We start from the raw sequence: 24,045 nt of genomic DNA, 5'->3' as shown, positions 1-24,045 counted from the left end.
TCTATAGCACACCTTTGGCCTTTAATAACGGAGTTAGTTTCTCTTCAATTTCTGCTTTACTGACAATATTTTTTAAATATAAGATTGTCGTTGTATCTGAAATGGTAAACTGTTCAAATTGTGTTTTAAAATTCATGGCTGTAATGATAACTTCTGGATTCATGGAAACCGCCGACGAAATGTCACAATGATCCAAATCGGCTTCCACACCCATCTTGTTCAAAACATCTTCAACGCTCATCTGACAAGCAAAACTACTACCCAGCCCAGCCCCGCACACCATTAACATTTTGATTTTTTTCTTCATCTCTACCCCTCTTTATTTAATAATTTTGACGCTTTTCCGCCAATATACAATAGCATCTCCGGTGCTTGTAACAACAGCTAGTCTTTTCTTATCATCTATACGCCCTCCTCAAACTCAACCAATACCTGTTTTAAAGCATCAACAGTATATTGGTTTGATATTTTATCAATTTTCCACTCTTCACCAATAATATTTACAATAGATTTCATGACTTTCAAATGTGAAAAATTATCAATTGCTGCTAAACAGAAAATTAATTTCACAGGATCATTTGATTCATGACCAAAACAAATTGGTTCTTTTAATGTCATGATACTCAGCCCTAATTTTGCAACGCCATCTTCCGGCCGCGCATGAGCAAGCGCAACCCCTTTTGCGATAACGATATATGGTCCGTATTTTTTGACGGCCGCAATCATCGCTGCAACATAATCTTGATTGATATAGTGATCATCAAGTAATGGCTGCGCAGCATCTTTAATACATGTCTCCCAATCTCTTGATGTATGCTGTAGTAAAATATGATGATCTTTAAGTACTTCATGGATCATTGGCTGAACCCCCTGCCGATTAAGAATGATTTTGTTTTTTTCAAATAGTTCTTCGAGTTCTTCGATGAAATTTTCCATCTTTATTTTCATGCTGTGTTTTTCAGCAATTTTACAAATGTCTTTAAAAAAATTAACTGCATCAAAATTGGCTCCTCCCGTCTTTTTAATATCTGGATTACTTTCAATGAATTTTTTTATTTTTTTTCGATCATATTCTGTCAAAACCGGATCTATTTTAAGAGAAGGCAGATTCCTAATTTCAATATCAATTGTTTTTAAGGCAAAATCAGCTCCCAGACGCTTAATCGCATGAAGATCATAACCATTGACTACCCCGATAACATCAAACTGATAATATTTCTTTAGATTTTCCGCTAATAGTTCACCGGTTGCTACACCATGGCCACAAATAACCACAACCCGATATTTCCCTGGATTATGCTGAGCAAGCTTTTCCTCGGAAGCACTAAAGTGGAGTGTGATATAGGCGATTTCTTCTTCTGAAATCTTCTGGCGGCAATATTCTTCTACGATTCTGACGGCTTTACAAACTGCATTATAAGTAATGCTATATTGCTCCATAATCATATTTTTAAGAGGATTAAAGATGCTTACCCCATTTTTGCTCCGGTTAACCAGAGGCTCGATATGGTTGAATAGCCGTTCAAACAGCTCCTTATCGTCGAGAAAAGGAATGGCTGTTATCTTTTCCATTTCTTTAATCAACTGAATTGTCAGCAATTGCAATCCACCCCAATCGATTTTTAAAGCAGCCGGATTTTTGATATTAAAACTGTCAATAATAAAGCACAGATAATACCGTTCATATTCACTGATTTCGCTGGCATTAATCCCCATAACCTCTTGCAATAATTGAATAACGATCTGATAGGAATGTAGTTTCTCATATCGAAGTGGCAGACTATTCGTACAATTTACCATATAACCTTGGGTAAAACGTTTATACCAGATAGCAAAAATAATAGACATTTGCCGGCAGTACATTTCATTAAAGGCTAGCCCATCTGTTCGTGCGATTTGTTGGAGAGACTGATAAATTTTAAAAAGAATCTCTTCCTGCAAATAAGAAGTGACGATCTTTTCTTTCTTAGAAAAAATTGAATGACTGCTACAATGATCCATCATCATTTCTAAATTGATATATTTATTAATGACATTATTAATAAATAAACGAATTGACCATTCATCCCCAAGAAACTTAAAACCCTCTTTAGGTACGCTTTTGACCACAACCCCATATTCTTGAGCTTGCTTACGGATGGTCTTCATATCTGAATCTATAGAACTTTTGCTGGTAATCAAATCTTCAATAAAAACTGTAGCAAAGACCGGTGTTTTTTCGTCTAAAATCGAGAATAGGATCATGAGCACCCGTTCTTCCGCCGAATAATACTCCACATGATATTGACCGGATTTAAGCAAATAAGAAAAATGCTCTTTTTGAGAAGCTGTAAATTGTAATTTAACACCAAGCTTGCGATCCTGCTCAATCTGCGGTAAGTGGTTTTGCTGTAAAAGTTGATTTGCTTGTTCTAAATAATACCGAATTGTTCTTTCGGATTTTTGCAATGTTGTTTTCAATTCATGGTACGTAGTATATTCATTTTGTGATGCTAAGAGCAAAATTAACTCTACTTCTTTGCTAGTCATGGTGTCCACCTCTCATGTTTAGTATAAAGACTAATGATAATCGGAAAAAGTAGAACTTTTTGCAAAACATTTTTGCAAAATTCCATGCATAATTAAAGCTACGTTTTATATGTGGCATTACCTGGTATAGCCGCTAACTTCCTCTGAACAAGTCCTCGTAACGTGGCCGCTAAAATCTTTCCAAGACACTACCACCGTCCCTTTGTCAATGTACAAGCTAATCAGCCTTGGCAAACACTAGATGATTTGATTGCTTATGCAAAAGCGCACCCTGGACAATTAAAATCTGGTCATAGCGGTGTAGGCTCATATGCTCATGTTGCTAGTACAATGTTCGCCCATGAAACTGGCATCACTCTAGAACAAGTCCCTTTCCGTGGTGGCGTGAATTTACTGCTGCACTACTTGGTGGACATGTTCAAGTTATTTTTGCAAATCCTTCCATAATCAAACAATATGTTAAGCAAGGGACATTAAAGGCAATCGCTGTGACAAGCGAACACCGACCGTCTGATCCTGCTTTTGCAAATGTACCTACATTAAAAGAATTGAAAGTAAATCTTGCATTCACTTATTGGTATGGTATCGCAAGCCTTCCGGCTGATCTTAAAAAGACCTTAGCTGAAGGTTTTAAAGCAATGATTGCTGATCCGGAATTCAAAACAGGCTTAGAAAACATGGGACTACAAATAGACTATTTAGACCCCGATGAATCCGAACAAAAATGGCTAACTAACTGACAGCCAAGAATTATCAACAGCCATCCAAGAAACAGGCATTGTAGACCTGATCAAATCGCAAAAACAATAGATAAAAGTAACAAAACATGAGCATCAATGAAATAAGCCCCACTCGCTTGAGTGAGGCTATATTTTTGAACCAGGTCATATTTTAATCCCACTGCTTATTTCCAGCAGCAAGTCTCAACCCCAATCTAGAATTGCTGGAAATAGCAAAAGCGCCCGACCGGAATAAACCGATTGAAGGTGAAACCCCATAAACAGCAAAATAAAACCTGGAAGCGGTAAAGTCCGTAGCTCCTGGTTCCATAGTTTACAGAACATTCTTTATTTAATGGCTGATTTTTATTGTTCGTCTAATTTCTAACCACCGTCAGCCGTTATATCAGGTATTTTATCTGCTTTTTGTCTTAACACTAATGAAAACTCACCAACACCTATGTGATCATTATATCTTTCACTATAATCAATCACAAATGTATTGGGAAAATGTATTATACGAAAAACATTATTGGCTGCAATTACCTTAATACTTACGTCTCGATAGGCTTCTACGTTTTGTGCTGGAACTAACGACCAGTTAAATAGTTTTAACGTTTCGTCCTGCTTAATCATCGTTGTCTATGTACCTTTCTTTTGTTTCTTTTAATTACATTTCTTCAAATACAAGCCGCATTATACAATAAAAATGTTTTTTGTCAAAAATTCGCCTGCCTTATTTGACTTTAGGTACATATCACATAATACCAAAAACATATGACCGAATTGTTACAATTTAAGTATTTTTTAACAAAATAATATCCCCAGTAATAATGATTTTGTTAAAAAGCGAAAAAATTCCGTCTAGAAGACGTGAAAGGCGCAGGGACAGCAGACTTTGTTTTGCACATAACTATTCAGCCGCCCCAACAACGTTTTTTTATTTCCGTTGGGGCGGACAGGAGTCACTTATGATTTTTTATATCGGAAATAGTACTCAGTTCCATCATCTTTTCCGCAGGACGAAGGCAATAAAATTCAAATATTTCCCGCCGCCAGCCCCTATTGTCTTACGGTCATTGACCGCAACTTCATTTTCTTGATTTATCCAATCTGCCCAAAGTTCCTCGTTGTTTCCTTCCATCTCGTAAATGGAAATCACTTCGGCGTCCCGGCTGCTGTTCACTATTTCCATCCAATAGGTGATGTCACGCAGATAGGCAAGCTGCTCCGGCGTCCATGAGAGGAGCAGTTCTTTCGGAAGATTATCATGGCAATCCTTTTTCATACCGGGAACACAGATGTAAAGATAACCGCCACTTTTGACGAAAGGTAACAGCTTTGCGTCCAGATATTCCGGGTCGCGCCCCCAATAATTGTAGGAATCCGTGCTGACAATCGCGTCAAAAAACTCTTTTTCAAACGGCAGGGCATCGGCATCGGCCTTTACAGGTATAATTTGCTCATGGGTTAGCCCCATCGTATCAAAGAATTTACGATTGTCCTCCGGTTCACTCCACCAATCGGCGACATACACTGTGAAGCCATAATCCTTTGCGAGCATGACGCTTGTAAGCCTTGCCCACTACCCAAATCGCATACGCGGCTTCCGTCAGGGATTTTATGATTTTGCAGCATTTCCTCCTGTAATTTGAACGGGTTAGGCCCCATGATTTTTGCCAGCAGTTCAGGCGTATTATATTTTTGGCTTTTCATATATTCCATTATGATTGCTCCTTCCGTTTTATCTGTTGTTTTTCTCTTTGCAATGCTTCACAGCCTGCTTCGTTTCGCCTTTGCCGCCAAACATTCTATTGATTTTCTCATTTTCAAGCTGGCGGGCATTCAGGCCGCTATACGATAGTTCGCGCTGTAATTTTTTGTAGCTCTCTAACCGCTTTTCCGACAGCGTTCCTTCTTCGATCGCTTTTCTTATCGCACAGCCCGGCTCTGCTCCGTGGGTACAGTCGCCAAACTTACAGCAAGCGGACAATTCTTCCAAATCAGAAAAGGCTTTATCCAACCCCCCGGCTGCATCCCATAGTCCAAGTTCGCGCATACCGGGCGTGTCGATTACCAAACCACCGTTTGGCAATAAAAACAGTTCGCGCCTTGTGGTGGTATGCCGCCCTTTATCATCGTTACGCAGCCCCTGCGTATCCAACAGCTCGTCACCGATCAGGCGGTTGATAAGCGTCGATTTTCCCACACCTGACGAGCCGATCAGCGCAACGGTCTGCCCCTCTCGGATATGGGGCAAAATCTGCCTATATCCATCCTGCTCGATTGCGGAGGTAACAAGAACATCCGTGCCCATCGTAACCGCTTCGATAGATGATAGCTTTTCGGCGACATCTTCACACAAATCAGCCTTTGTCAACACCACCACCGGCATAGACCCGCTATCCCAACAAACAGACAGGTAGCGCTCCAAGCGTCGCGGGTTGAAATCACTATTGAGTGACATACAGATAAACACCGTATCTATATTGGCGGCGATTACCTGCTCCCGGTGGGCGGTTCCCGCCGCTTTACGGATAAACACGCTTTTTCTCGGCAGGATATGATGAATGATTGCGTGGCCGCCAGTTTGGCCGCTGTCCATCATCACAAAATCGCCCACAGCAGGGAAATTGGAAACGCTTTGGGCTTCGTAGCGGAGCTTGCCGGATGTTTCCGCAAGCTACTCTCCGAGTTCGCTGATCGCGCGATAAAGCCCTTTTTCCTGCGACAGTATTCGCCCAACGGTTAGGTCGGTATATTCTTTTGCTAACGCTGCAAATCGACCAGATAAGCCGAGTGCAGCCATGTTGATCTGATTCATTTTCTACCCTCGTTCTCTATTAGTGTCTGTTATTTATTGAACGGCCTTTCCACTGCATATCTCTCTATGAACCGCTCAATATGTGCTGTTAAGAGATTGGCGGCTTCCTCTTTTTCCGCTTTATTGGATGAGGCGTCTGAAATGCTCATCAACAGATAAAACGGAGCATAAAACTCAAGCGCAAGATGCTTCGGATTACTCTTGTTCAAGGTGCCTTGATCTATCATTTCACGAAATAAATCTTCCATATAGGCTTGCCAATATCTTTTGGTATAAATCTGCCATTTCAGGATTCCTATACCGCTCCAATGTCAACATTCTGCGGAAATTACAGGCAAATTCGTCCTCTGTCCAAAAATGAAACTGCGCCTTAATGAATGCCTTTATTTTATTTATAGCAGTATTGCGGTAAGGCATTGGTTCTTCATCAAAAGTTTTTTCAGGAACCATATTCTTTTGCGCGCAGGGCATCTATTTGATACATACGCTCCACAATGCAGTCAAATATATCCCGCTTATTTTTATAGTGCTTATATAAGGCTCCTTTGGTCATTCCGAGCTCTCCGGCTATGGTGCTGACGGAAACCGCTTCATAGCCATCTTTCGCAAATAAGCGAAGCGCAGCTTGCAAAATGTTTTCTTTTGTGTCAGCCATCAATACTCTCCTTTCGTGAGTGAACCATCGTTCACTAATCAGTGAAGCAAACGACCGTTTACTTGTCAATAGGTTTCAGAGAAAAGCCCTTATATACCCAAGTGCTTTATAAAAAGCAGCAGACAGTACCTTTATACCAGTACTGTCTGCTGTAATGGATGCTCTACAATCATTTGCCGCTGCGGTACAATTTATAGAAATACTTCTGAAAACTTCTCTGCTTAAAATGATAAATAAAAAAGAAGCAGTAACATTCATCATTCACTGCTCATCGTTTCCAACCTTAAAACCAAAAAGAGTCTGCAAAAGGTGACTAATCCCGCTGCCCCAAAATATACTGCTACTGTAGCTTTCACTAATTTTCAGGGAGTGGACTTTATGACCACAACAACCTTTCCATATACAGGCGCACTACAGACTTTTACTGTACCTGCAGCAGTATATTCGATTACAGTCACGGCTCTTGGCGCAAGCGGCGGTTCATCAGCTTTTTTAGGCGGTCACGGCTCCTCCATGACCGGGGATTTTGTCGTTACGCCTGGAGAAAATCTGGCTATATTGGTAGGCGGAGCTGGTGTTAATGATTTCACCGATTACGGCGGCGGCGGGGGCGGCGGCTCCTTTGTTTGGCGCGGGACAGCATATAGCGAGGTTTCTACCGGTCTGCTGCTGGCCGGCGGCGGCGGGGGCGGCAGCGGCGAATCCAGCGGCGCCGCTGGATTAGATGCTAGCACGGGAAACAACGGTGTTGCCGGAATTTATGGTGGCAGCGGCGGTACTAACGGAAGCGGCGGAAAAGCCGGCCGCGCCGCCGGTGGCGGAGCCGGTATAACCGGAAATGGCGAAAGTTATGGCGGCACCGGCGGCTCCGCCATCTCCAACGGCGGCGCTGGCGGCACTGGCGGCCACAATAATAACGACGGCGGTTTTGGCGGCGGCGGAGGCGGCGGCGGTATCGAAGTTTCCTCCTCCCCTAGTTTTGGAGGAGGAGGAGGCGGCGGCTACAGTGGCGGGGGCAGCAGCAATTTCGGCGCCGGCGGCGGCGGCTCCTTCAATAGCGGCAGCAACCAGATCAATAGTATTAGTTCCAGCTATGGCAATGGCGCCGTGACGATAACCTATACCGCACAGCCACGGACACGGGGCATACTGCTATTTGGTTAGAGCATGAACTTTCACAGCCAGCCCCAAACAGGAACAAACAAAGCAAGAGGTGTTGTACTTGACAGCCCTGATAAATACTAGGTCACGAGCTGAAAAATGGACAGTGCTGCTGTATTTTGCCGGAAACAATGACCTGGCGCCTGAATTATCTCGGCAATTACAGCTTATACAAAACGTAGAAATTCCCGAAGATATTCATATCGGTATTCAATTCGGCAAAGCGCCAAAAGAGGATGATTCTGATGATTGGGGCGGTGTCCGGCGCTATATCAGTAAAAATGGTGCCCTTGTTTTAACGGATGCTTTTACTTATATAAATATGGGAAAGCCCCTATCTTTTATTGAGTTTTTAATGTGGGGCTATACCCAGTTTGACACTGAGCGCCTTATGTTGGTAATGTCCGGGCATAGTGCGGGATTTGCCGGAATCATGATGGAATATTATCGTGAAACCTTAGATTTAATAAGTATCCAAGACTTTACGCAAGGCTTAGCTTATTTTCATCAGCAAACGGGAAAGAATATCGATATATTACTCTTTGATACCTGCTATATGAATACGATAGAAGTTTGGTATGAATTGGCCTTAACGTCAGGGCATCCCATCGAATATCTGCTATTGCCCCAAAATTCGCCCATAGAAGGTTTACCATGTCATGCGCTTATTGATTTGCTGACAAAAAACGAAAAGGAAAATTTTAGTGTCGAAGACACCGCAAAGAACATAACCCTATCGTTTAGTCAAAAATTCAGCAATGATTATGCCGTTTTTGCTGTTTCCCTTGACAAGGCGCATTTTCTCACACTAAAAGAACTGATCAACAGTTTAGCAAATTTAATGATAGATAATAACTTATTTGACAGATTGCCAAGTTTATATGCTAAGCCTTCCGCACTCATCAGTTTATATGACCTCGTGCGGCAGCTTAAGGCATGCTTTAGTGCCGAAAATGCCTGCTGCAGCGAACTTGAAAATATACTCGCGCAGCTTGTTTTGTCTCCTAAGTTAAGTGAATTTCAACAACACCGGAATATAGGGCCCTGCCTATATTTACCTAATGATCCCGCGCAATATTTTAAATTTCAAACATATTACGACGAACTAGCATTTGCCCGTAATAATAGGTGGCTGGAGGTTTTACGACGAAAAAGGGGATAATCAGTTGAAGAAATTTCATGCAAAACATCCCCCAGCATCCGCCGGAAAATGTGACGATTTAACAAACAAAAAAATTCCACAGCCGGAAAACCGGTTGTGGGCTAATATTATTTTAATTATTTGACGATCCAATTGCAATCCCAACTAATAAGGCTGCAATATCTCGCAACTCACGGTCATGCCGTTCATTTTCTCTCTCCTGTCGCTCATGCCATTCCCGCTCACTCTCATGCTCATGTCGACGCATTTCCCGTTCATGCCGTTCATTTTCTCGGCGCATCCGTTCATCGTGCTCACGCCTCCTATCATTATCATTATCATGTCTATCATCTAATTGTACAATTCGCTGTGAAGCATCATTATGCCATGCTGATGCTTCGATCACAGTCGCACCAAAACCTACTTGCATGATACCTATCATTGAATAAATCATGACTTTCTTGATTATATTTTTCATAAGACATTCCACCTTTATAGTATTCTATTTGGTGTTAGTTACATTCTCAAGTAAATAGTACCATGGAAATATGACAAAATTATGACTGCGTAGTTATTTAATCCCCTAGCATACGCTAAGAGGGGGATTTACATTATATTGGCACCGTCAACCCCGTACCATATTTTTATTTAAACTTAATTGCTTCCCAACAGAGGCATGAATGCACCTATCGCAATGTAAATATTTAACAAAAATTAACAAAATGATAATATGAATTGATTATTTTTGTGCTATATTTACTTTACTATTGAAGAAATATGGGAGGTTGGAAAATGAAGCTTATGGGGAAAAGGAAAAAGAAATTATCATTTTACATAATTGCAGCTTTGTGTGTCGCTTCGACAGGATTTGCAGCAACAGAGCATTGGACAGATGCATCGTTAACGCCGCAGGAAGTGACCAAGACAGTCGTTGGCGATGAAACTGATTGGCAAAACTGGAAAGATCATTGGGATATGATCAAGACAAATTATGAACAGGTCTCGGTAGCTCCAGGTATAGATGCATCTCACTTGAATTTTGGCTGGTATTCACAGGAACAAACCGCTAATGCGGAAGTTCGAATTGCAAAAACGAAAGATATGCATGACGCAAAGGTTTTCCAAGGGACTTGTGAACCGGGAACAATTATAAATGACGTAACCTATTATACAAATAAAACGGAAGTGTCCGGCCTTAAGGCTGATAAAAGTTATTGGTATCAAGTGAAAATTGATGGTAACTGGCAAGATGCTCAAGAATTTAAAACAGGAAATCCGGATGATTTTTCCTTTATGTATGTGGGTGATCCGCAGATTGGCGCTTCAACGGGATCTATTTTAACTGATGACAGCAAACAAGATGCAGAAATGGCCACTCGAAATGATGCTTATAATTGGAATAAGACTTTGAATAAGGCCTTGGCGCAGCATCCGGAAATCAATTTTCTCGTATCGCCAGGAGATCAAATCAATGAACCGGCATCAGACCAAAAACCGGAAAAACTTCAATTGCAAGAAGAACAATATTCCGGATATTTGTCGGCGGCAGCCTTGCGTAACTTGCCGGAAGCAACAAGCATTGGCAATCATGACAGTATGACAGTAGGCTATAAAAATCATTTCAATGTACCCAATCAATTTTTTGAAGAACAGAATCCGACTCAAGCAGGACATGGCTATTATTATACCTATGGAAATGCTTTGTTTATTGTAATTAATGCAAACAATTATAATGCAGCGGATCATAAGGCTTTGATTGAAAAAGCAGTAGCGGCAAATCCAAAAGAAAAATGGCGGATTGTTGTCATGCATCAAGATATTTATGGAAGCGGACAGGATCATTCCGATTCGGATGGTATGCTCTTACGTACGCAACTTACACCCATTTATGACGCGAACCATATTGACGTAGTACTGCAAGGGCATGATCACACATATGCCAGAACCTATCAATTGAGCAGTGACGGCAAAGAGCACGGAGATTTTCCGGAATACAAAGTGGCGGGGCAAGAAGGACAGCACCATAATATTTTAGATCTTGCCTTGAAAGATTCGAGCAATCGAAATACTTTCTTGTCACAAAATCTTTGCTATACAATCGAAGATATGCAACAAGGAAAATTGGTTAATCCCAAAGGCGTATTCTACATGTCGGCAAATTCTGCGACAGGATCTAAGTATTACAATTTGATTCCGCAACAACAGGATTACATTGCTGTTCGCAGCCAGACTTGGCGTCCTACCTATTCGGTAATTCGAATTACATCAAATCAATTTACTCTCTCTACCTATGATGTAGAATCTGGTACAGCAATTGACGAACCATATACTATTATCAAAAAATAAAAGATGATAAAATGTGGGAAGAACAAATATATGATGAAAAAAATTATGATCCGTTTATGTGTTGCTATATTTTTGTTAGTCGGTAGTATTGCTTTATACCAATATGGGCAGGTAGATCGCCCTGCCCTTGTCAATACGGACGGACGTATTTTTCAGCGAGGAATAGTCACAGATGTGATCAAAGATAATTTGCAGGAAAATGGCAGCCGGATTGGCGACCAGATTGTTCATGTAAAATTTAAAGACAAAGAAAATACAGGACATGTTGTCGAAGCAAATTGTCCGAATGGCTTACTGTTTGGGGCAGTTTGCAAACCGGGAATGGACGTAGTAGTAATTTCCAGTAAAATGGGTTCGATAAATCTTCATACCATTTATAGTATGGATCGCTCAATGCCAATTTTTTTGTTTATAGCACTATTTTTACTGCTGCTTTGTCTTATTGGCGGGAAAAAGGGAATTAAATCCGCGGTTGCGTTGATTTTTACATTTATCTGGTTCTTGTTTCTTTTTTTTCCCATGCTTTTACATGGTATTCAACCGATTGTGGCGGCAATTTTGACTTCTTTCCTTATTTTGGTGACTACGATTTATTTGATCAATGGGATTACAATAAAGGCTCTTTCGGCCGGAATCGCTTCGATTGGCGGGATTTTTACAGCGGGGTTAACAGCTATTTTATTTGGCAAAGCAACCGCTTTGTCTGGTTATAATGTATCTAATATTGAATCGTTGCTGTTTGTTGCACAAAATATGCCGATTGATGTAGGTCAGATTTTATTTGCAGGAATTTTATTTGCGAGCCTTGGGGCGGTTATGGATATTGCAATGGATGTAGCTTCAGCCGTCGATGAGTTACAAAAGAAAAATAAAAATTTGTCACCTAAGGATCTCTTTGAGAGCGGCTTGCGTGTAGGGCGCGATGTCATGGGTACTATGTCCACCACTTTGATTTTAGCTTTCTTCGGAGGTTCTCTTGGAGTATGGGTTCTAAATTACGCTTATAATCTGCCTTATTTGCAGCTGCTCAACTCCAATGCAGTGGGGATTGAACTGATGCAAGGCCTGGCTGGAAGTTTGGGCGTTATTTTGACAGTCCCATTGACGGCTGCATGTTCAGCTTGGCTGCCGGAATACGTAAAAAAAAGAGAAAAATTATTCCTGTGAGTAGAAATGAAAGGAACACCGATCTACTCTTTCTGCTATGTTCATGTTCTCACCTCAACTTCTTATAGTTTCAACTCTACGCCGCTTTTCTTTTCTCGCATCAAAACGTCTGTCAAATAAATAACCTGCGCGCCGGCCTCTACCGGAGGAATCCCCTCTTTATAGATATTGGATACTATAGTACGTTGCGATTCCGGTTTTAGGGAGCTGGCTTCATAAGCCATGTATACGCTCATACTTTCACCGGTGGCAAGCCCCGGTCGTTCACCAATGAATTGAATTGTCACCTTTGCTCCTAACGCTTCACTGATCTTATCCATGGTTGCCACTCTACTATATTTAACAAAAATAGGAGTGCCTAGCGTATACCCCTTTTCCTGAAGTCCATCCACCATGATTGAATAAATATCTTCCAGATTTGCATTGATCGCGTAAGCACTCAAACCATCGGCAGCAATAATCTGTACATCCGGCTTTTTGATACAATTTTTCTTGATAGATTCCATCGTTTCTGGTGAAAAAACTCTACCCAAATCCGGGCGACGAATATATTCTTCTTTATCTTTGACCATTGTCTGTACCTTATAAAAACCTAAACGGTCGATAATGCTTTCGTCAACATGCGACCACACCGTATCCATGGCAATTGCATGATCCGCACGAAATTTCAGTAAGGTTTCCGTTCTAAATCGTTCACCAGATCGTCCCACACAAATACGAGCATTGGTTGTCTTTTTCAGTCTCTGACAACTCTCCATACTAACCGGCTCATTTACCAATACTTTTTCTTTTATTTCCGGCAAAGAGATATCTCGAACTAATTCTTCCATTTTAATCAGACCTTTCTTCCGCTCGAAGTATGAGCATATTCTGCGTTTATTTTCATCCATATTACACCATAAATATGGACGGATCACCTGCTTTTTCAGTCAATTGGCCATCTTTGAAGATACCCAATTCCTCCATGCGTCGATCAAACTCTGCAATCGTTCTTTTGTGGCCAATTCTTCTAAGAGCCGCTGCATCGTGATAGCTCGTCGTCTGATACATTAGCATAACATCATCCCCGCCTGGTATTCCCATAATATAATTGCAATCTGCCAAAGTCAGCATCATTGCCAAATTCTCCAAGTCGTTCTGATCAGCCTTCATGTGATTCGTATAACATACATCGACTCCCATCGAAAGCCCGGAAAGTTTCCCCATAAAATGATCTTCAAGTCCTGCCCGAATCATCTGGCGGCCATCATAAAGATATTCCGGTCCAATAAACCCGACTACCGTATTTACGAGAAAAGGGTTATATCGTTTCGCAAAGGCATAACATCTTGCCTCCATAACTAATTGATCTGCGCCGTGGTGTCCATCTGAAGAAAGTTCGGAACCTTGACCCGTTTCAAAATACATGAAATTAGGCCCAAATGAACTTTTCCGTTCCTTCATCATCGCATAAGCTTCATCCATCAACTTAACATTGATGCCAAAAGCCCTGCTGGCAATCTCTGATCCAGCCAGACTTTGGAACATCAAATCCATTGGCGCGACATTTTCCTCTAAAATTTTCATCTGCGTCGTAACATGCGCCAGCACACAGTTTTGTGTCGGAATTTTCCATTTATCTATGAAATTTTTAAATTCTTTCAGCACCGAGGCTACACTTTCAATCGAATCAACCGCTGGATTTAAACCAATCACCGCATCTCCCACGCCGTAGCTTAGGCCTTCCATTAATGAAGCCATTATACCTGCTATATTATCCGTGGCATGATTTGGCTGCAAACGAGCCGACAAGGTTCCCGGTCTGCCGATGGTCGTATTGCAGGTTGCTATGACATGCATCTTTGCCGACGCGCACACAAGATCCATATTACTCATGAGTTTTGCGACTCCGGCTACCATTTCAGCTGTAAGTCCCTGCCTTATCGCCGCTATATCTGATTCTTCAGCGCTAAGTATAAATTCTCGAAACTCACCCACCGTTAGTGATTTTATTTTATTAAATGCAACACTATCCAAAGCATCCTGATCCACCCGCGTAACATCATCTTCTTCATATGGAACAACTGGATTATTTCGCAAATCTTTGAGCGTCATATCTGCTAAAACAACTTTGGCGGCAACGCGTTCAACTGTATTTCTTGCAGCAATACCCGCCAGTAAATCACCAGATTTTTCTTCATTGGCTTTAGCCAGTACATCTTTCACATCCCGAAACGAATATACATTTCCAAATAAACTTGTTTTCAACTTCATTTTGCAGCCTGCTTTCCTATGTTCTCTCTCTTTAATCGTAACTTTCAACTTTTAAACAACAAAGTCTTAACCACCACGGGTACCACGCTAGCCACAGACTTGCCGATATCAATATAATCACCCGTTTCTGTCTTAATGCAGTCCAAACAAATCACGCTTTTATCCACGGCCAAGAGTTGCAAAGTTTGCCCTAAAGCCTTAGCAAAATCATGTTCAACAACAACGATCAATGGTTGGTCAAATTCCTGCAAGCCTGCAATAATTGCTGCCGCCATTTCTTTAATTTTACAATAAGATGGCGACCTCTCCCCTGCAAAAGCAATTGCAACCATTTCTTCTGGAAACAGGTAACGCTTATTTATAATTTCTTCTCGCATCAATTCGATATTTTTTATTTTTAGCACTGGCAAATTTTTAAGCGGTACTACGCTATCATCAAATATTACAGTACTTCCACTGATATGCAACGAATAACTACCAGCACCAATAACAGTGGCACGTATTTTTTCTTTAGCCAATAACAGCGTGATCGGCCTATCTTTCAAGATTTTGCGGATTGACCATCCCAGTAACGGACCAATGTCCCCGAATAAATTAACATCTTTCATATCTCGTATTTCGTGCCCATTATAAATAAATTCTGCGACCCCGCCCGAAAACATAATATTTCTAAGATGCAAACCTTGATGCATATGTCCAATAAAGAGTCGTTTCGTTTCCCCATCAAGCGTTTTGCCTAAAGCAATGTTCAAAAGCATCGCCGCAAAAGCGTCCGTCAGCTTGATCAGTTCATTTAAGTTTGCGTTTGCACCTAAAGAAAGTGGCAAGCCTAATTTTTGAATCAATTCGTTAATTTTTTTTGATATATATGTAATCCTATGTTGTTCATCCAAGCAAATCAGTCGGCCGCCAATATCTAAAGCAAAAGAATCCTGCACTTGCCCGGCTTGAAATACAGCAGCATTTGTTGTCCCGCCGCCGATATCAAAATTAGCGATTTTTTCTGGGAGCTGCTCCGATAACTCAGCTGCCCCAGCCCCATACCCTGCCAAAACCGACTCCAAATCCGGTCCAGCCGTTGCTACGACAAAGTCTCCGGCAAAATCTGATAGAACAGCAAGCACCTCAGCTGCATTTTTCTTACGAGCCGTTTCACCGGTAATAATAATCGCCCCGGTGGCAATATCCTCTTTTAGCACACCTGCCGCTTCGTATTCATCAACGATCACCTTTTTTAACTGTTCTACATCAATTACACCAACGGTTTTCATTGGTGTAAAATAAATTTTACTTCGATATAGAATGCTTTTCTCGATAATTTCCACTTCAGGAATTGCCGTTATAACTGAACTTTCAATCGTAATCCGGCTGAAAATCACCTGCGACGTCGTCGTTCCCAAATCAATGCCTACGCTCAAAAGCTCTTGTCTCATATCACTCAAACCTTACGTATTAATTTAGCAGATATGCCAAAAATTTTGTCATATCTGCTCACAAAATACTATTACAATTATTTTCCAAAGTATATCTTATTGATCCAGTTCATCTAAAACACCGAATTCTTCTTCAAAGGGGCGAATATTCTTGTTGCCCCAAATGAGGTAATAAAGAATAGCCACAGCATAAATACCTACTACATAAGGCAAGACATCACTGGATGCAATCAATAAGCTAATTAAGCAAAAAACAGCCATGAGAATGCTAATGATCGGTATAATTGGATAGGATACCCGAAATGGTCGTTTCAAGTCCGGTTCCTTTTTACGAAGCACGAAAAGGCTGATCAAACTGAAAATGTACATCACAACTGAACCAAAAGCTGAAATTGTAATGACTACATCGGTAAGTCCTGTTAATGCGGTCCCCAGACAGATGAGCCCTGGAAGAATCAATGCCCATACCGGCGTATGATGTTTTTCATCTAACTTAGCCAAAAATTTCGGTAAATAACCAGTACGCGCCATCGCATAAGTTTGGCGTGAATAACCTAAAATAATGCCATGCAGCGAAGCTACCAGACCAAACAAACCAATTCCGCTCATAAGTAAAACAGGAAAAGATCCATCGCCAAAGACCGCACTTAATGCCAGCGGTAATGGAAAATCAACACCATCGATCAATTTGGTATCGACAATGCCTGCTGTTAAGAATAAAGTCAAAAAGGCCATAGCCATCAGACTCCCCATTCCCGTTAAAAAGCCTTTCGAAATATCTTTTTGCGGATTCACCATTTCTTCGGCACTCATTGCACCACCTTCAATCGCCAAATAAAACCATATGGCAAAAGGTACAGCTGCCATAACCCCTTGAAACCCATTTGGCAGATATGGTGTAGTCATAACACGAGACAGTTCAAAATGAGGAAGAGCCAAACCCCAGTATATAACAAGCCCGACTAAAGCAATAACGGTTACAGTAAGTTCAAAAGTAGCGGAAACTTTCATGCCCCAATAATTTAAAAAAATAAAAAATAGAAAAGCTGCTACGGTCGCTGCCATAACATTGATGCCCGGCACCATTGCATGGACATAACCACCTACAGCAAGTGCGATTGCGGGTGGTGCAAATACGAATTCAATCAAACAACTAATACCATTCATATATCCGCCAAATTTTCCTAAAGCTCGACGTGCATATGCAGAGGGGCCGCCGGCATGTGGAATCGCTGTAGCAAGTTCCGAATAGGATAAGATAAAGGTCACATAAAAAATAGTAACTGGAACAAGTGCAAGAGCTAATCCCATAACCCCGCCAGCTGCAAAACCATAACTCCAGCCAAAGTAATTACCAGAAATGACCAGACCAACGGTTAATGCCCATAAATGGATTGGTTTCAAAACTCTCGATAAATTTGCTGCTTCGTGTTTCTCTTCTAAAGCTACACTTTTACTGACTTCCATAAATATTTCCTCCTTTTTTTCAATAAAAAAGCCTAACAGGATGCATTATAAACTGCATTCGCTGTCAGGCTTCATTGCCTTTAATTTTCTTTTTTCAAAAAGGTTATCCGTGACTTTTCAGCCACTTCCTCACAATAGAAATTAAAAAAACGCCCAGATAAAAGTCAGAAATTCTGACGATCAATTGGGCGTTATTGCCTATTATTCCATTGTAAAACCAAATATCTTTGATTTCATTATTATACTACATCATTCTATTTACTTTTGCAAGTCATTTGACTACATTTGCTGCAAGATTTTTTCAGCAAGCGTTGCCAACGGCATTTGCCGCTTCGTTGCCTCCTGTAAAAGACGGCGATGTGCCTCTGACGCCGAAAGCCCCAATCGATCCTGAATCAAAGATCGCGCCTTACTAATCGTTTTTTGGGCACACAAAGTCGCCTGCATTTTTTGCAATTCATTACTCGTGCAATCCATCTCACGCCAGCGTGCATATGCAATCTGCACTGCAGCCAAAAGATTCTGCTCTGAAACTGGCTTTATAATATACCCATAAACATGAACCTTTTCTGCTCGTTGAATTAGTTTCGCCTGACTGTTCGCCGTCACCATAACCACTGGAATATTCAGTTCATGCATCATTTGAGCTGTCTCTAAACCATCTAGTTCTGGCATCATGATATCCAAGATTGCCAATTCCGGCTGCATTTGTTTTGCTTGTTCAATCGCTTTTTTCCCATTATCACATTCAGCACAAACAATATGCCCCGCTTCCTCTAATGCCTCTTTCATATCCTCTCGAATCAAAATTTCATCTTCTGCCAATAAAATTGATAATGTCTTCATATCGCTTTTCCCTCCTCTTTTGCAGCCAGTCCACATAAAGGAAAAGAAATGTTCGCAACAACGAATCCATTTTCATGTGTTAAATCAAACTGCCCGCTCATTTGTTCGCAAATTAAAAGCTTTACCAAATAAAGCCCTAAACGTTTTCGTTGATTCTTTGCATCTCTTTCTTTTATTTGCTTCCCATTATTTTCAACACGAATTTTAACAGTACCGCGATCTTCTCTGATTTTAATATTCACTTCACCACGATGCACACAATTTTTCAATCCATGCTTTACAGCATTCGATAATACTTCATTTAAGACCAAAGCAATTGGCACCGCCTGTTTCGCATGAAGAAAAACATCACAGCCTTCAACCTGGTTTTTCACCTGCTGTTCTGGCAAAGTACCACTTTCTATAATTTTTTCCATGATATACAAGGCTAGTTCGTTTAGATTCACTACATCCCTTGATTGATATGTAAACACTTCATAGACTTTAGCAATCGATAAAATACGATTAATACATGCCAGAAACTCTTCTTTAACTTCCTTTTCTTCTGTTCGCCGCAGTTGCATATATAATAAAGAAATTACATTTTGTAAGGTATTTTTTACTCGATGATTGATTTCCTCGATAATGACAGACTGCATATCAATACGGCGTTCTTTTTCACGAAGCTCCGTTACATCTTGTACCGACACGACACAGCCGCTTAGAATTCCATGAGAAATAAGTGAATAGGCTCGAAAAATATAACTCGCTGTTCCATATTGCATATTTTTTGTGCCCCACAAATCTTCCACCAAAGATGATAAAGAAGTGTAGCCTAAAAATTCCTGTAAATTTTTCTGCATAACCCTTCCCTGCCACAAATTTTCCGCGATCACACTTGCCTGTCGATTTGCATATGTTATATTTCCCTCTGGATTCAAAACGAAAATGCCACCAACGCCCCATTCATCCCAGCCACAGCCGGTTCTTGCCAATGACATCAAAGTCTGACTTAAATGATCTGCTGTCTGTGTCAAAAACTCTACTTGTTTCTCCTGCTCGATTCTTGCGGAAATATCCTTTTCCATAATTAAAACACCAATGATTTTCCCCTTTGAATTTTTAATCGGGACAACGGTCTGGGCAATCGGCACCCCTTCCTGACTCACCCCGCGCACATTAGAGCTCTTTTCACCAAATAAAGCAGCTCGATAAACAGCTGGTTCACATTCTACATAAGCGATTTCGCCTACAACACTTTTTTTATAAAGTGATGAAAGATTGTCCGCATGAGCCCAGCCTAAAACAATGCTGGCGCAGCCTTCCTTTAACGGCGCATCAATAAAAATATCCGTATCATTCAGGGTCGCTATCGTTAATAATTGCTTGCCTAACGCTTCTAATTGGCAAATGTCGTCTTCCAACAATGCCGTATATTCCAAACACAGCTTACGTATACTTTCATAATCTTCCATATTGATCATCTCCAACGCATAGAAAAAGCCCCTACAACTGCAGCATTTTTCTGCAATTTATAGAGGCTTCATTGCCTATCAAACTATATATTTAGTTTTAGTGTACTATATCTGCAAAAAACTGTCTATAAGGAACTCGATCATACTACATTATCACTCTTTCGGCCACGCTGATTTCTTCGCATAACAAAGCCTCTTTCTCATTTTCAAATAGTCAGTTTCCCGACATAAAAAAAGCCCTCAGAGCTTTCTGCTCTAAAGGCGTTAGCATTACTTTACGTTTTAAGCTTTACGCATAGTCTAAGACCACAACATTAGACACTGAAGCCATGGATGCCTTATCATACTCGACTTCCTGTTTTCCCACTCGCTTCCCGCCCCCGATTTTTTGCAAGAAACTTTCAACACCTGCGATAGGATATTGAATAGGCTCGGTTTTAAAGTGCATGGGTATAATAACCGATGGTTGCAGCATTTTAGCTACTTCTACCGCCTGATCAGGTCCAATGGTATAAAATCCCCCTACCGGAATCAGCAAAATGTCAACAGGGCCTATCTCTTGCCTCTGTTCCGGGGTCAATATGTGACCCAAATCCCCGCAATGACAAATATGCAACCCATCCACAATAAATTTATAAATAGTATTTTTCCCACGCTGAGCACCGCCTTCCTCGTCATGGAAAGTGGCAACACCGATAATTTCAATTCCTTTATGAAAAAATTTTCCCGTCTTATCTATGTGGAAAAATTCTCCCTGCACCGCTTGAGTATAGTTATGATCAGAATGCTTATGGCTTGTGGAAACAATATCCGCTGCTACATCAGGTACCTCATACCCTACTGAACTGTCAAAGGGGTCTGTCAATACTCTCACACCATTATCGGCTGTGAGTAAAAAACAAGAATGTCCTAACCACTTAATTTTCATTTTTTCTCCTTTCATATCCGTATTTTACAATCTATTAGACTACTCACTGGTAACATTATACTATTATACCGATTTTGGTGCAAAATTTTCACAAAGCGAAAGATCCGGCGGCGTTCGCTTAAGTCGACATATAGACGTGTCAACGGCGTTGAGACGGGACATAATTTGAAGAAAGCGGTAGCTTGCATATATAATGCCGAGGGGACGGGGTTAGTGACATCCCACTTATGCCTTTAAAACAATTCCTCGATTAACCTCCTGTGAGTCTTTAAGGATGCACTGCCTTAGAATAAGTAGCAACAAAAAAAGACCTCACAGTTAAAAAACACTTGAGGCCACATTAAAGATATTCACTATTAAATAAATCCATATATAGAATAGAGGAAGATATTTTACATGTTTATTGTAACGATTTGAAATATGAAATTCAACATCTTTTGCAATAATGGGAAAAAAGGCCACCCTATTCAAAGATAATTTCGTGGCATCTTAAGATACATGTTAATCAGTGACCAAAAAGTGAATACACCTATACCAATAAACCCATACACTAAGAACATTTTGATCCCCCTTTGTTGCTAAGCAATTAATTAATTCTATGATAGCCTCTGAATATTAGAATTAATTTAGACAGTTACCCCATTTCATACAGGTTGATTAATCCTTCTCATCTTCATCAGAATATTGATAAATCCATCCTATTCATGTCTCAAATAAGATCGCAATACCATTCCATACATCCCTTTGAGACGATAACACGGGTATTTCTTTGCTAGATTACGCGAAGATACAGTTCATGTTAATAAATTTAAGATATATTACTGAAGGACAATGGTCCCATATGTCGAATTTTGTGGAACAACAGCAAATTTTATACCGTCCCAACCGCCGACCATTACAATTTTGAAAGGAGAAAAGAATAATGACTTTAAAAAGTAAACTAACATTAATTTTCTCGATATTATCCGCCGTTATTCTGTTAGTTTCATCAACTGTGGGATATTTGTTTACAAAAGATCAAATGACCACAAGAATTCAAGAAGAAATGAAAGCAAATGTTGGCTCCTATGTAAACAAATTTGACGGATGGCTTAATAGCAAGGCCAAAATGCTGGAAATTACCAATAGCACGATACAAAATAATTTGAGTACTAATGATATCACCGCGCCTATGGTCGCAGGCTATAAGAATGTTGATAAAGAAGTGTCTGATATGTATTTTGGTTCTACGGATGGGAAGATGATCGATGGAAGCGGCTGGACACCACCTACAGATTATGATCCACGGATTCGTGGTTGGTACAAGCAAGCAATGGAACAACAAAAACTTACTTTTTCAGATCCATATTTAGATATGACAACCAAACAAATGGCAATATCCGTCGCTATGCCATTGAAGAATGCTTCAGGACAAACTCGCGGAATTATTGCCGAAGATATCTTGATCCAAACCCTTATTGATAATGTACAGAGCATCAATTTATTTGGTGCAGGCTATGCTTTTATAATAGATACCAAAGGTTCTATGTTGGCGAATCCTGATCCCGATTTAGTATCAAAAAATGTTTTTGAAGTAGAAAAGTTAAAAAACTTATCCGCCATTTTTAAAGATATGTTAACAAAAGATCAAGGATTTGAAAGTTATCATTATAATGGTAAAGACATGCTCACTGTTTATCAAAAGATCCCAGCAACAGGATGGGTTTTGGCAATAAATGTACCGGAAGAAGTTGTCTACCAACCCCTTATCAAATTGAAATGGTCGCTTAGTATTGTTGCCGCTCTATCCATACTGTTTGTAATAGGAATCACTTTTATGATGTCAAAACGTATAACTAAACCAATGGAAAACCTGACTAATCAAGTTAAATTAGTTGCCAATGGTGACCTTACTGTACAGGTAAAAGTTAATGGCCAAGATGAAATTGCATTGCTTTCGCTTAGCTTTAATACGATGGTACATAATTTGAAAGAATTGATATTACACGTTAATCATAACGCGGAAAATTTGGCAGCATCTTCAGAGGAACTAACTGCTAGTGCCGATCAATCGGCCCAAGCGGCTAACCAAGTTGCTGGCTCCATTACCGATGTGGCCAAAGGAGCAGAACAACAACTTGCCGCAGCCAATGAAACAGCAGTGATTGTGGAGCAAATGTCAGCTAGCATCCAACAGATTGCCATCAACGCCAATGAAGTGGCGAAACAATCATCCCATGCAGCTAACAAAGCAAACGAAGGTAACGAGTCAATAGATAAAGCGGTAAACCAAATGGCCAATATTGAAGAAACCGTTACTACCACTGCTAAGATGGTAACTAAATTAGGTGAAAGTTCTAAGGAAATCGGTCAAATTGTAGACACGATCTCAGGTATTGCCGGTCAGACAAATTTGTTAGCCTTAAACGCCGCTATCGAAGCAGCACGAGCGGGTGAACAGGGACGCGGCTTTACTGTTGTAGCAGAAGAAGTACGTAAACTGGCCGAGCAGTCAGAGGAGGCAACCAAGAAGATTGCTGAACTAATTAATGAAATTCAGGGAGATACAGATAAAGCAGTAGTAGCCATGAACAATGGCACACAGGAAGTTCGGCTAGGAGCGAAAGTAGTCAATGCTTCTGGACAAACCTTCGAAGAAATATCGACTGTAATAATACGTGTATCTGACCAAGTAAAAGAAATATCCGCTGCCATCGAACAGATGGCTATAGGCAGTCAACAAATTGTGGGTTCGGTAAAACAAATCAATGAACTAAATAAAAAAACAGCTGGAGAAGCACAGACAGTATCAGCTGCAACCGAAGAACAATCTGCATCCATGGAAGAAATTGCGACATCCAGTCAATCACTTGCTCGCTTAGCAATGGATCTCCGCGAAGCTGTCAGCAAGTTTCAAATTTAATTATCGACTCCCCTGTCAAATCGACTTACAGGCAACATATCCCTTGTATTTCAAGATTCCTGCAAAGCGAAATTGCTTTGCAGGAACTTTTTTATACTAGCCCCAACCAATGCTAATAAGTAAAAATAAAGAGAACAAAGACTCCTAATAATATAATCGTAAGCCCGAATTCCTAATCAATTTGTCCCATATGATTACAAACTTCTTGATAAAAAACTTC

The 24,045-nt window shown here is 40.6% G+C and carries 21 protein-coding genes and 1 pseudogene; 6 read left to right on the top strand and 16 right to left on the bottom strand.

Annotation, left to right across the window (positions count from 1 at the left end):
- Position 1: 1 nt before the first annotated feature.
- On the bottom strand, positions 2 to 307 hold the full coding sequence (locus Ga0466249_RS11665; RefSeq protein ID WP_215829632.1) for a PTS sugar transporter subunit IIB: 306 nt from the start codon (positions 305 to 307) through the stop codon (positions 2 to 4).
- Positions 308 to 402: 95 nt separating this feature from the next.
- Entirely contained in the window at positions 403 to 2,529 is a 2,127-nt protein-coding gene (locus tag Ga0466249_RS11660) for a BglG family transcription antiterminator (protein ID WP_215829631.1), read from the bottom strand.
- Positions 2,530 to 2,691: 162 nt separating this feature from the next.
- Between Ga0466249_RS11660 and Ga0466249_RS27785 the strand changes: the two are divergent.
- Positions 2,692 to 3,269 (top strand): annotated as a pseudogene (locus Ga0466249_RS27785) (tripartite tricarboxylate transporter substrate binding protein).
- 363 nt (positions 3,270 to 3,632) lie between these two features.
- Here Ga0466249_RS27785 and Ga0466249_RS11645 read toward each other — a convergent pair.
- The 6 genes from Ga0466249_RS11645 to Ga0466249_RS11625 all read right to left on the bottom strand — a co-directional run bounded on the left by Ga0466249_RS11645 (position 3,633) and on the right by Ga0466249_RS11625 (position 6,727).
- The gene (locus Ga0466249_RS11645; protein ID WP_215829629.1) at positions 3,633 to 3,884 is read right to left on the bottom strand and encodes a hypothetical protein; all 252 of its coding nucleotides are present in this window, start codon (positions 3,882 to 3,884) and stop codon (positions 3,633 to 3,635) included.
- 370 nt (positions 3,885 to 4,254) lie between these two features.
- On the bottom strand, positions 4,255 to 4,812 hold the full coding sequence (locus tag Ga0466249_RS11640; protein WP_246588651.1) for an SAM-dependent methyltransferase: 558 nt from the start codon (positions 4,810 to 4,812) through the stop codon (positions 4,255 to 4,257).
- 180 nt (positions 4,813 to 4,992) lie between these two features.
- Positions 4,993 to 5,859, bottom strand: coding sequence for a ribosome small subunit-dependent GTPase A (rsgA, locus tag Ga0466249_RS11635; RefSeq protein WP_312889761.1), 867 nt, complete (start codon positions 5,857 to 5,859; stop codon positions 4,993 to 4,995).
- Between the two features lie 72 nt (positions 5,860 to 5,931).
- Positions 5,932 to 6,072: a hypothetical protein gene (locus tag Ga0466249_RS26610; RefSeq protein WP_246588649.1), complete on the bottom strand. Its 141-nt coding sequence runs from the start codon at positions 6,070 to 6,072 to the stop codon at positions 5,932 to 5,934.
- 29 nt (positions 6,073 to 6,101) lie between these two features.
- Positions 6,102 to 6,320: a hypothetical protein gene (locus Ga0466249_RS11630; RefSeq protein WP_215829628.1), complete on the bottom strand. Its 219-nt coding sequence runs from the start codon at positions 6,318 to 6,320 to the stop codon at positions 6,102 to 6,104.
- A gap of 191 nt (positions 6,321 to 6,511) precedes the next feature.
- Entirely contained in the window at positions 6,512 to 6,727 is a 216-nt protein-coding gene (locus Ga0466249_RS11625; RefSeq protein WP_215829627.1) for a TetR/AcrR family transcriptional regulator, read from the bottom strand.
- 378 nt (positions 6,728 to 7,105) lie between these two features.
- Between Ga0466249_RS11625 and Ga0466249_RS11620 the strand changes: the two genes are divergently transcribed.
- Together Ga0466249_RS11620 and Ga0466249_RS11615 are read left to right on the top strand one after the other, a co-directional pair.
- Positions 7,106 to 7,891, top strand: a complete 786-nt coding sequence (locus Ga0466249_RS11620; protein WP_215829738.1) for a hypothetical protein — start codon at positions 7,106 to 7,108, stop codon at positions 7,889 to 7,891.
- A 58-nt stretch (positions 7,892 to 7,949) separates the two neighbouring features.
- A complete protein-coding gene (locus Ga0466249_RS11615; protein ID WP_215829626.1) occupies positions 7,950 to 9,050 on the top strand; it encodes a clostripain-related cysteine peptidase in 1,101 nt (366 codons plus the stop codon).
- A gap of 112 nt (positions 9,051 to 9,162) precedes the next feature.
- On the opposite strand, the gene Ga0466249_RS11610 is transcribed toward Ga0466249_RS11615, so the two are convergent.
- Positions 9,163 to 9,507 carry a hypothetical protein gene (locus Ga0466249_RS11610; RefSeq protein WP_215829625.1) on the bottom strand — a complete coding sequence of 115 codons (345 nt, stop codon included), beginning with the start codon at positions 9,505 to 9,507 and terminating at the stop codon, positions 9,163 to 9,165.
- Positions 9,508 to 9,830: 323 nt separating this feature from the next.
- Here Ga0466249_RS11610 and Ga0466249_RS11605 point away from each other — a divergent pair, with 323 nt between their 5' ends.
- Both Ga0466249_RS11605 and Ga0466249_RS11600 read left to right on the top strand, forming a co-directional pair.
- A complete protein-coding gene (locus Ga0466249_RS11605; protein ID WP_376769299.1) occupies positions 9,831 to 11,375 on the top strand; it encodes a purple acid phosphatase family protein in 1,545 nt (514 codons plus the stop codon).
- 30 nt (positions 11,376 to 11,405) lie between these two features.
- On the top strand, positions 11,406 to 12,542 hold the full coding sequence (locus Ga0466249_RS11600; protein WP_246588648.1) for a YibE/F family protein: 1,137 nt from the start codon (positions 11,406 to 11,408) through the stop codon (positions 12,540 to 12,542).
- Positions 12,543 to 12,604: 62 nt separating this feature from the next.
- On the opposite strand, the gene eutC is transcribed toward Ga0466249_RS11600, so the two are convergent.
- From eutC to Ga0466249_RS11565, 7 genes are all read right to left on the bottom strand, one after another.
- Positions 12,605 to 13,372, bottom strand: a complete 768-nt coding sequence (eutC, locus tag Ga0466249_RS11595) for an ethanolamine ammonia-lyase subunit EutC (protein ID WP_215829623.1) — start codon at positions 13,370 to 13,372, stop codon at positions 12,605 to 12,607.
- Positions 13,373 to 13,433: 61 nt separating this feature from the next.
- The gene (locus Ga0466249_RS11590; RefSeq protein WP_215829622.1) at positions 13,434 to 14,795 is read right to left on the bottom strand and encodes an ethanolamine ammonia-lyase subunit EutB; all 1,362 of its coding nucleotides are present in this window, start codon (positions 14,793 to 14,795) and stop codon (positions 13,434 to 13,436) included.
- 44 nt (positions 14,796 to 14,839) lie between these two features.
- The gene (locus Ga0466249_RS11585; protein ID WP_215829621.1) at positions 14,840 to 16,228 is read right to left on the bottom strand and encodes an ethanolamine ammonia-lyase reactivating factor EutA; all 1,389 of its coding nucleotides are present in this window, start codon (positions 16,226 to 16,228) and stop codon (positions 14,840 to 14,842) included.
- A gap of 96 nt (positions 16,229 to 16,324) precedes the next feature.
- Positions 16,325 to 17,695 (bottom strand): ethanolamine permease, encoded by a 1,371-nt coding sequence (gene eat, locus Ga0466249_RS11580; protein ID WP_215829620.1) that lies wholly within the window; start codon positions 17,693 to 17,695, stop codon positions 16,325 to 16,327.
- 279 nt (positions 17,696 to 17,974) lie between these two features.
- Positions 17,975 to 18,541: an ANTAR domain-containing response regulator gene (locus Ga0466249_RS11575; protein ID WP_215829619.1), complete on the bottom strand. Its 567-nt coding sequence runs from the start codon at positions 18,539 to 18,541 to the stop codon at positions 17,975 to 17,977.
- A complete protein-coding gene (locus Ga0466249_RS11570; protein WP_215829618.1) occupies positions 18,538 to 19,995 on the bottom strand; it encodes a sensor histidine kinase in 1,458 nt (485 codons plus the stop codon). Before Ga0466249_RS11570 ends, Ga0466249_RS11575 begins: the two co-directional genes overlap by 4 nt.
- Positions 19,996 to 20,284: 289 nt before the next feature.
- Positions 20,285 to 20,923, bottom strand: coding sequence for an MBL fold metallo-hydrolase (locus Ga0466249_RS11565; protein ID WP_215829617.1), 639 nt, complete (start codon positions 20,921 to 20,923; stop codon positions 20,285 to 20,287).
- A 922-nt stretch (positions 20,924 to 21,845) separates the two neighbouring features.
- Here Ga0466249_RS11565 and Ga0466249_RS11560 point away from each other — a divergent pair.
- Entirely contained in the window at positions 21,846 to 23,825 is a 1,980-nt protein-coding gene (locus Ga0466249_RS11560) for a methyl-accepting chemotaxis protein (RefSeq protein ID WP_246588647.1), read from the top strand.
- The last annotated feature ends 220 nt before the right edge of the window (positions 23,826 to 24,045 follow it).

The sequence above is a fragment of the Pelorhabdus rhamnosifermentans genome (assembly GCF_018835585.1).
In the GTDB taxonomy this organism is placed as follows: domain Bacteria; phylum Bacillota; class Negativicutes; order UMGS1260; family UMGS1260; genus Pelorhabdus; species Pelorhabdus rhamnosifermentans.
The sequence above is the reverse complement of the archived record's forward strand: the minus strand, read 5'-3'. Positions and strand labels throughout refer to the sequence as shown.

Coding starts and splice junctions, on each gene's coding strand:
- Ga0466249_RS11625 (WP_215829627.1), bottom strand. CDS start 6,727: ATGGCTGACACAAAAGAAAACATTTTGCAAGCTGCGCTTCGCTTATTT.
- eutC (WP_215829623.1), bottom strand. CDS start 13,372: ATGGAAGAATTAGTTCGAGATATCTCTTTGCCGGAAATAAAAGAAAAA.
- Ga0466249_RS11665 (WP_215829632.1), bottom strand. CDS start 307: ATGAAGAAAAAAATCAAAATGTTAATGGTGTGCGGGGCTGGGCTGGGT.
- Ga0466249_RS11645 (WP_215829629.1), bottom strand. CDS start 3,884: ATGATTAAGCAGGACGAAACGTTAAAACTATTTAACTGGTCGTTAGTT.
- Ga0466249_RS26610 (WP_246588649.1), bottom strand. CDS start 6,072: ATGAATCAGATCAACATGGCTGCACTCGGCTTATCTGGTCGATTTGCA.
- Ga0466249_RS11560 (WP_246588647.1), top strand. CDS start 21,846: ATGACTTTAAAAAGTAAACTAACATTAATTTTCTCGATATTATCCGCC.
- Ga0466249_RS11640 (WP_246588651.1), bottom strand. CDS start 4,812: ATGCTCGCAAAGGATTATGGCTTCACAGTGTATGTCGCCGATTGGTGG.
- Ga0466249_RS11610 (WP_215829625.1), bottom strand. CDS start 9,507: ATGAAAAATATAATCAAGAAAGTCATGATTTATTCAATGATAGGTATC.
- Ga0466249_RS11590 (WP_215829622.1), bottom strand. CDS start 14,795: ATGAAGTTGAAAACAAGTTTATTTGGAAATGTATATTCGTTTCGGGAT.
- Ga0466249_RS11660 (WP_215829631.1), bottom strand. CDS start 2,529: ATGACTAGCAAAGAAGTAGAGTTAATTTTGCTCTTAGCATCACAAAAT.
- eat (WP_215829620.1), bottom strand. CDS start 17,695: ATGGAAGTCAGTAAAAGTGTAGCTTTAGAAGAGAAACACGAAGCAGCA.
- Ga0466249_RS11630 (WP_215829628.1), bottom strand. CDS start 6,320: ATGGAAGATTTATTTCGTGAAATGATAGATCAAGGCACCTTGAACAAG.
- Ga0466249_RS11575 (WP_215829619.1), bottom strand. CDS start 18,541: ATGAAGACATTATCAATTTTATTGGCAGAAGATGAAATTTTGATTCGA.
- Ga0466249_RS11600 (WP_246588648.1), top strand. CDS start 11,406: ATGATGAAAAAAATTATGATCCGTTTATGTGTTGCTATATTTTTGTTA.
- Ga0466249_RS11605 (WP_376769299.1), top strand. CDS start 9,831: ATGGGGAAAAGGAAAAAGAAATTATCATTTTACATAATTGCAGCTTTG.
- Ga0466249_RS11565 (WP_215829617.1), bottom strand. CDS start 20,923: ATGAAAATTAAGTGGTTAGGACATTCTTGTTTTTTACTCACAGCCGAT.
- Ga0466249_RS11620 (WP_215829738.1), top strand. CDS start 7,106: ATGACCACAACAACCTTTCCATATACAGGCGCACTACAGACTTTTACT.
- Ga0466249_RS11570 (WP_215829618.1), bottom strand. CDS start 19,995: ATGGAAGATTATGAAAGTATACGTAAGCTGTGTTTGGAATATACGGCA.
- Ga0466249_RS11585 (WP_215829621.1), bottom strand. CDS start 16,228: ATGAGACAAGAGCTTTTGAGCGTAGGCATTGATTTGGGAACGACGACG.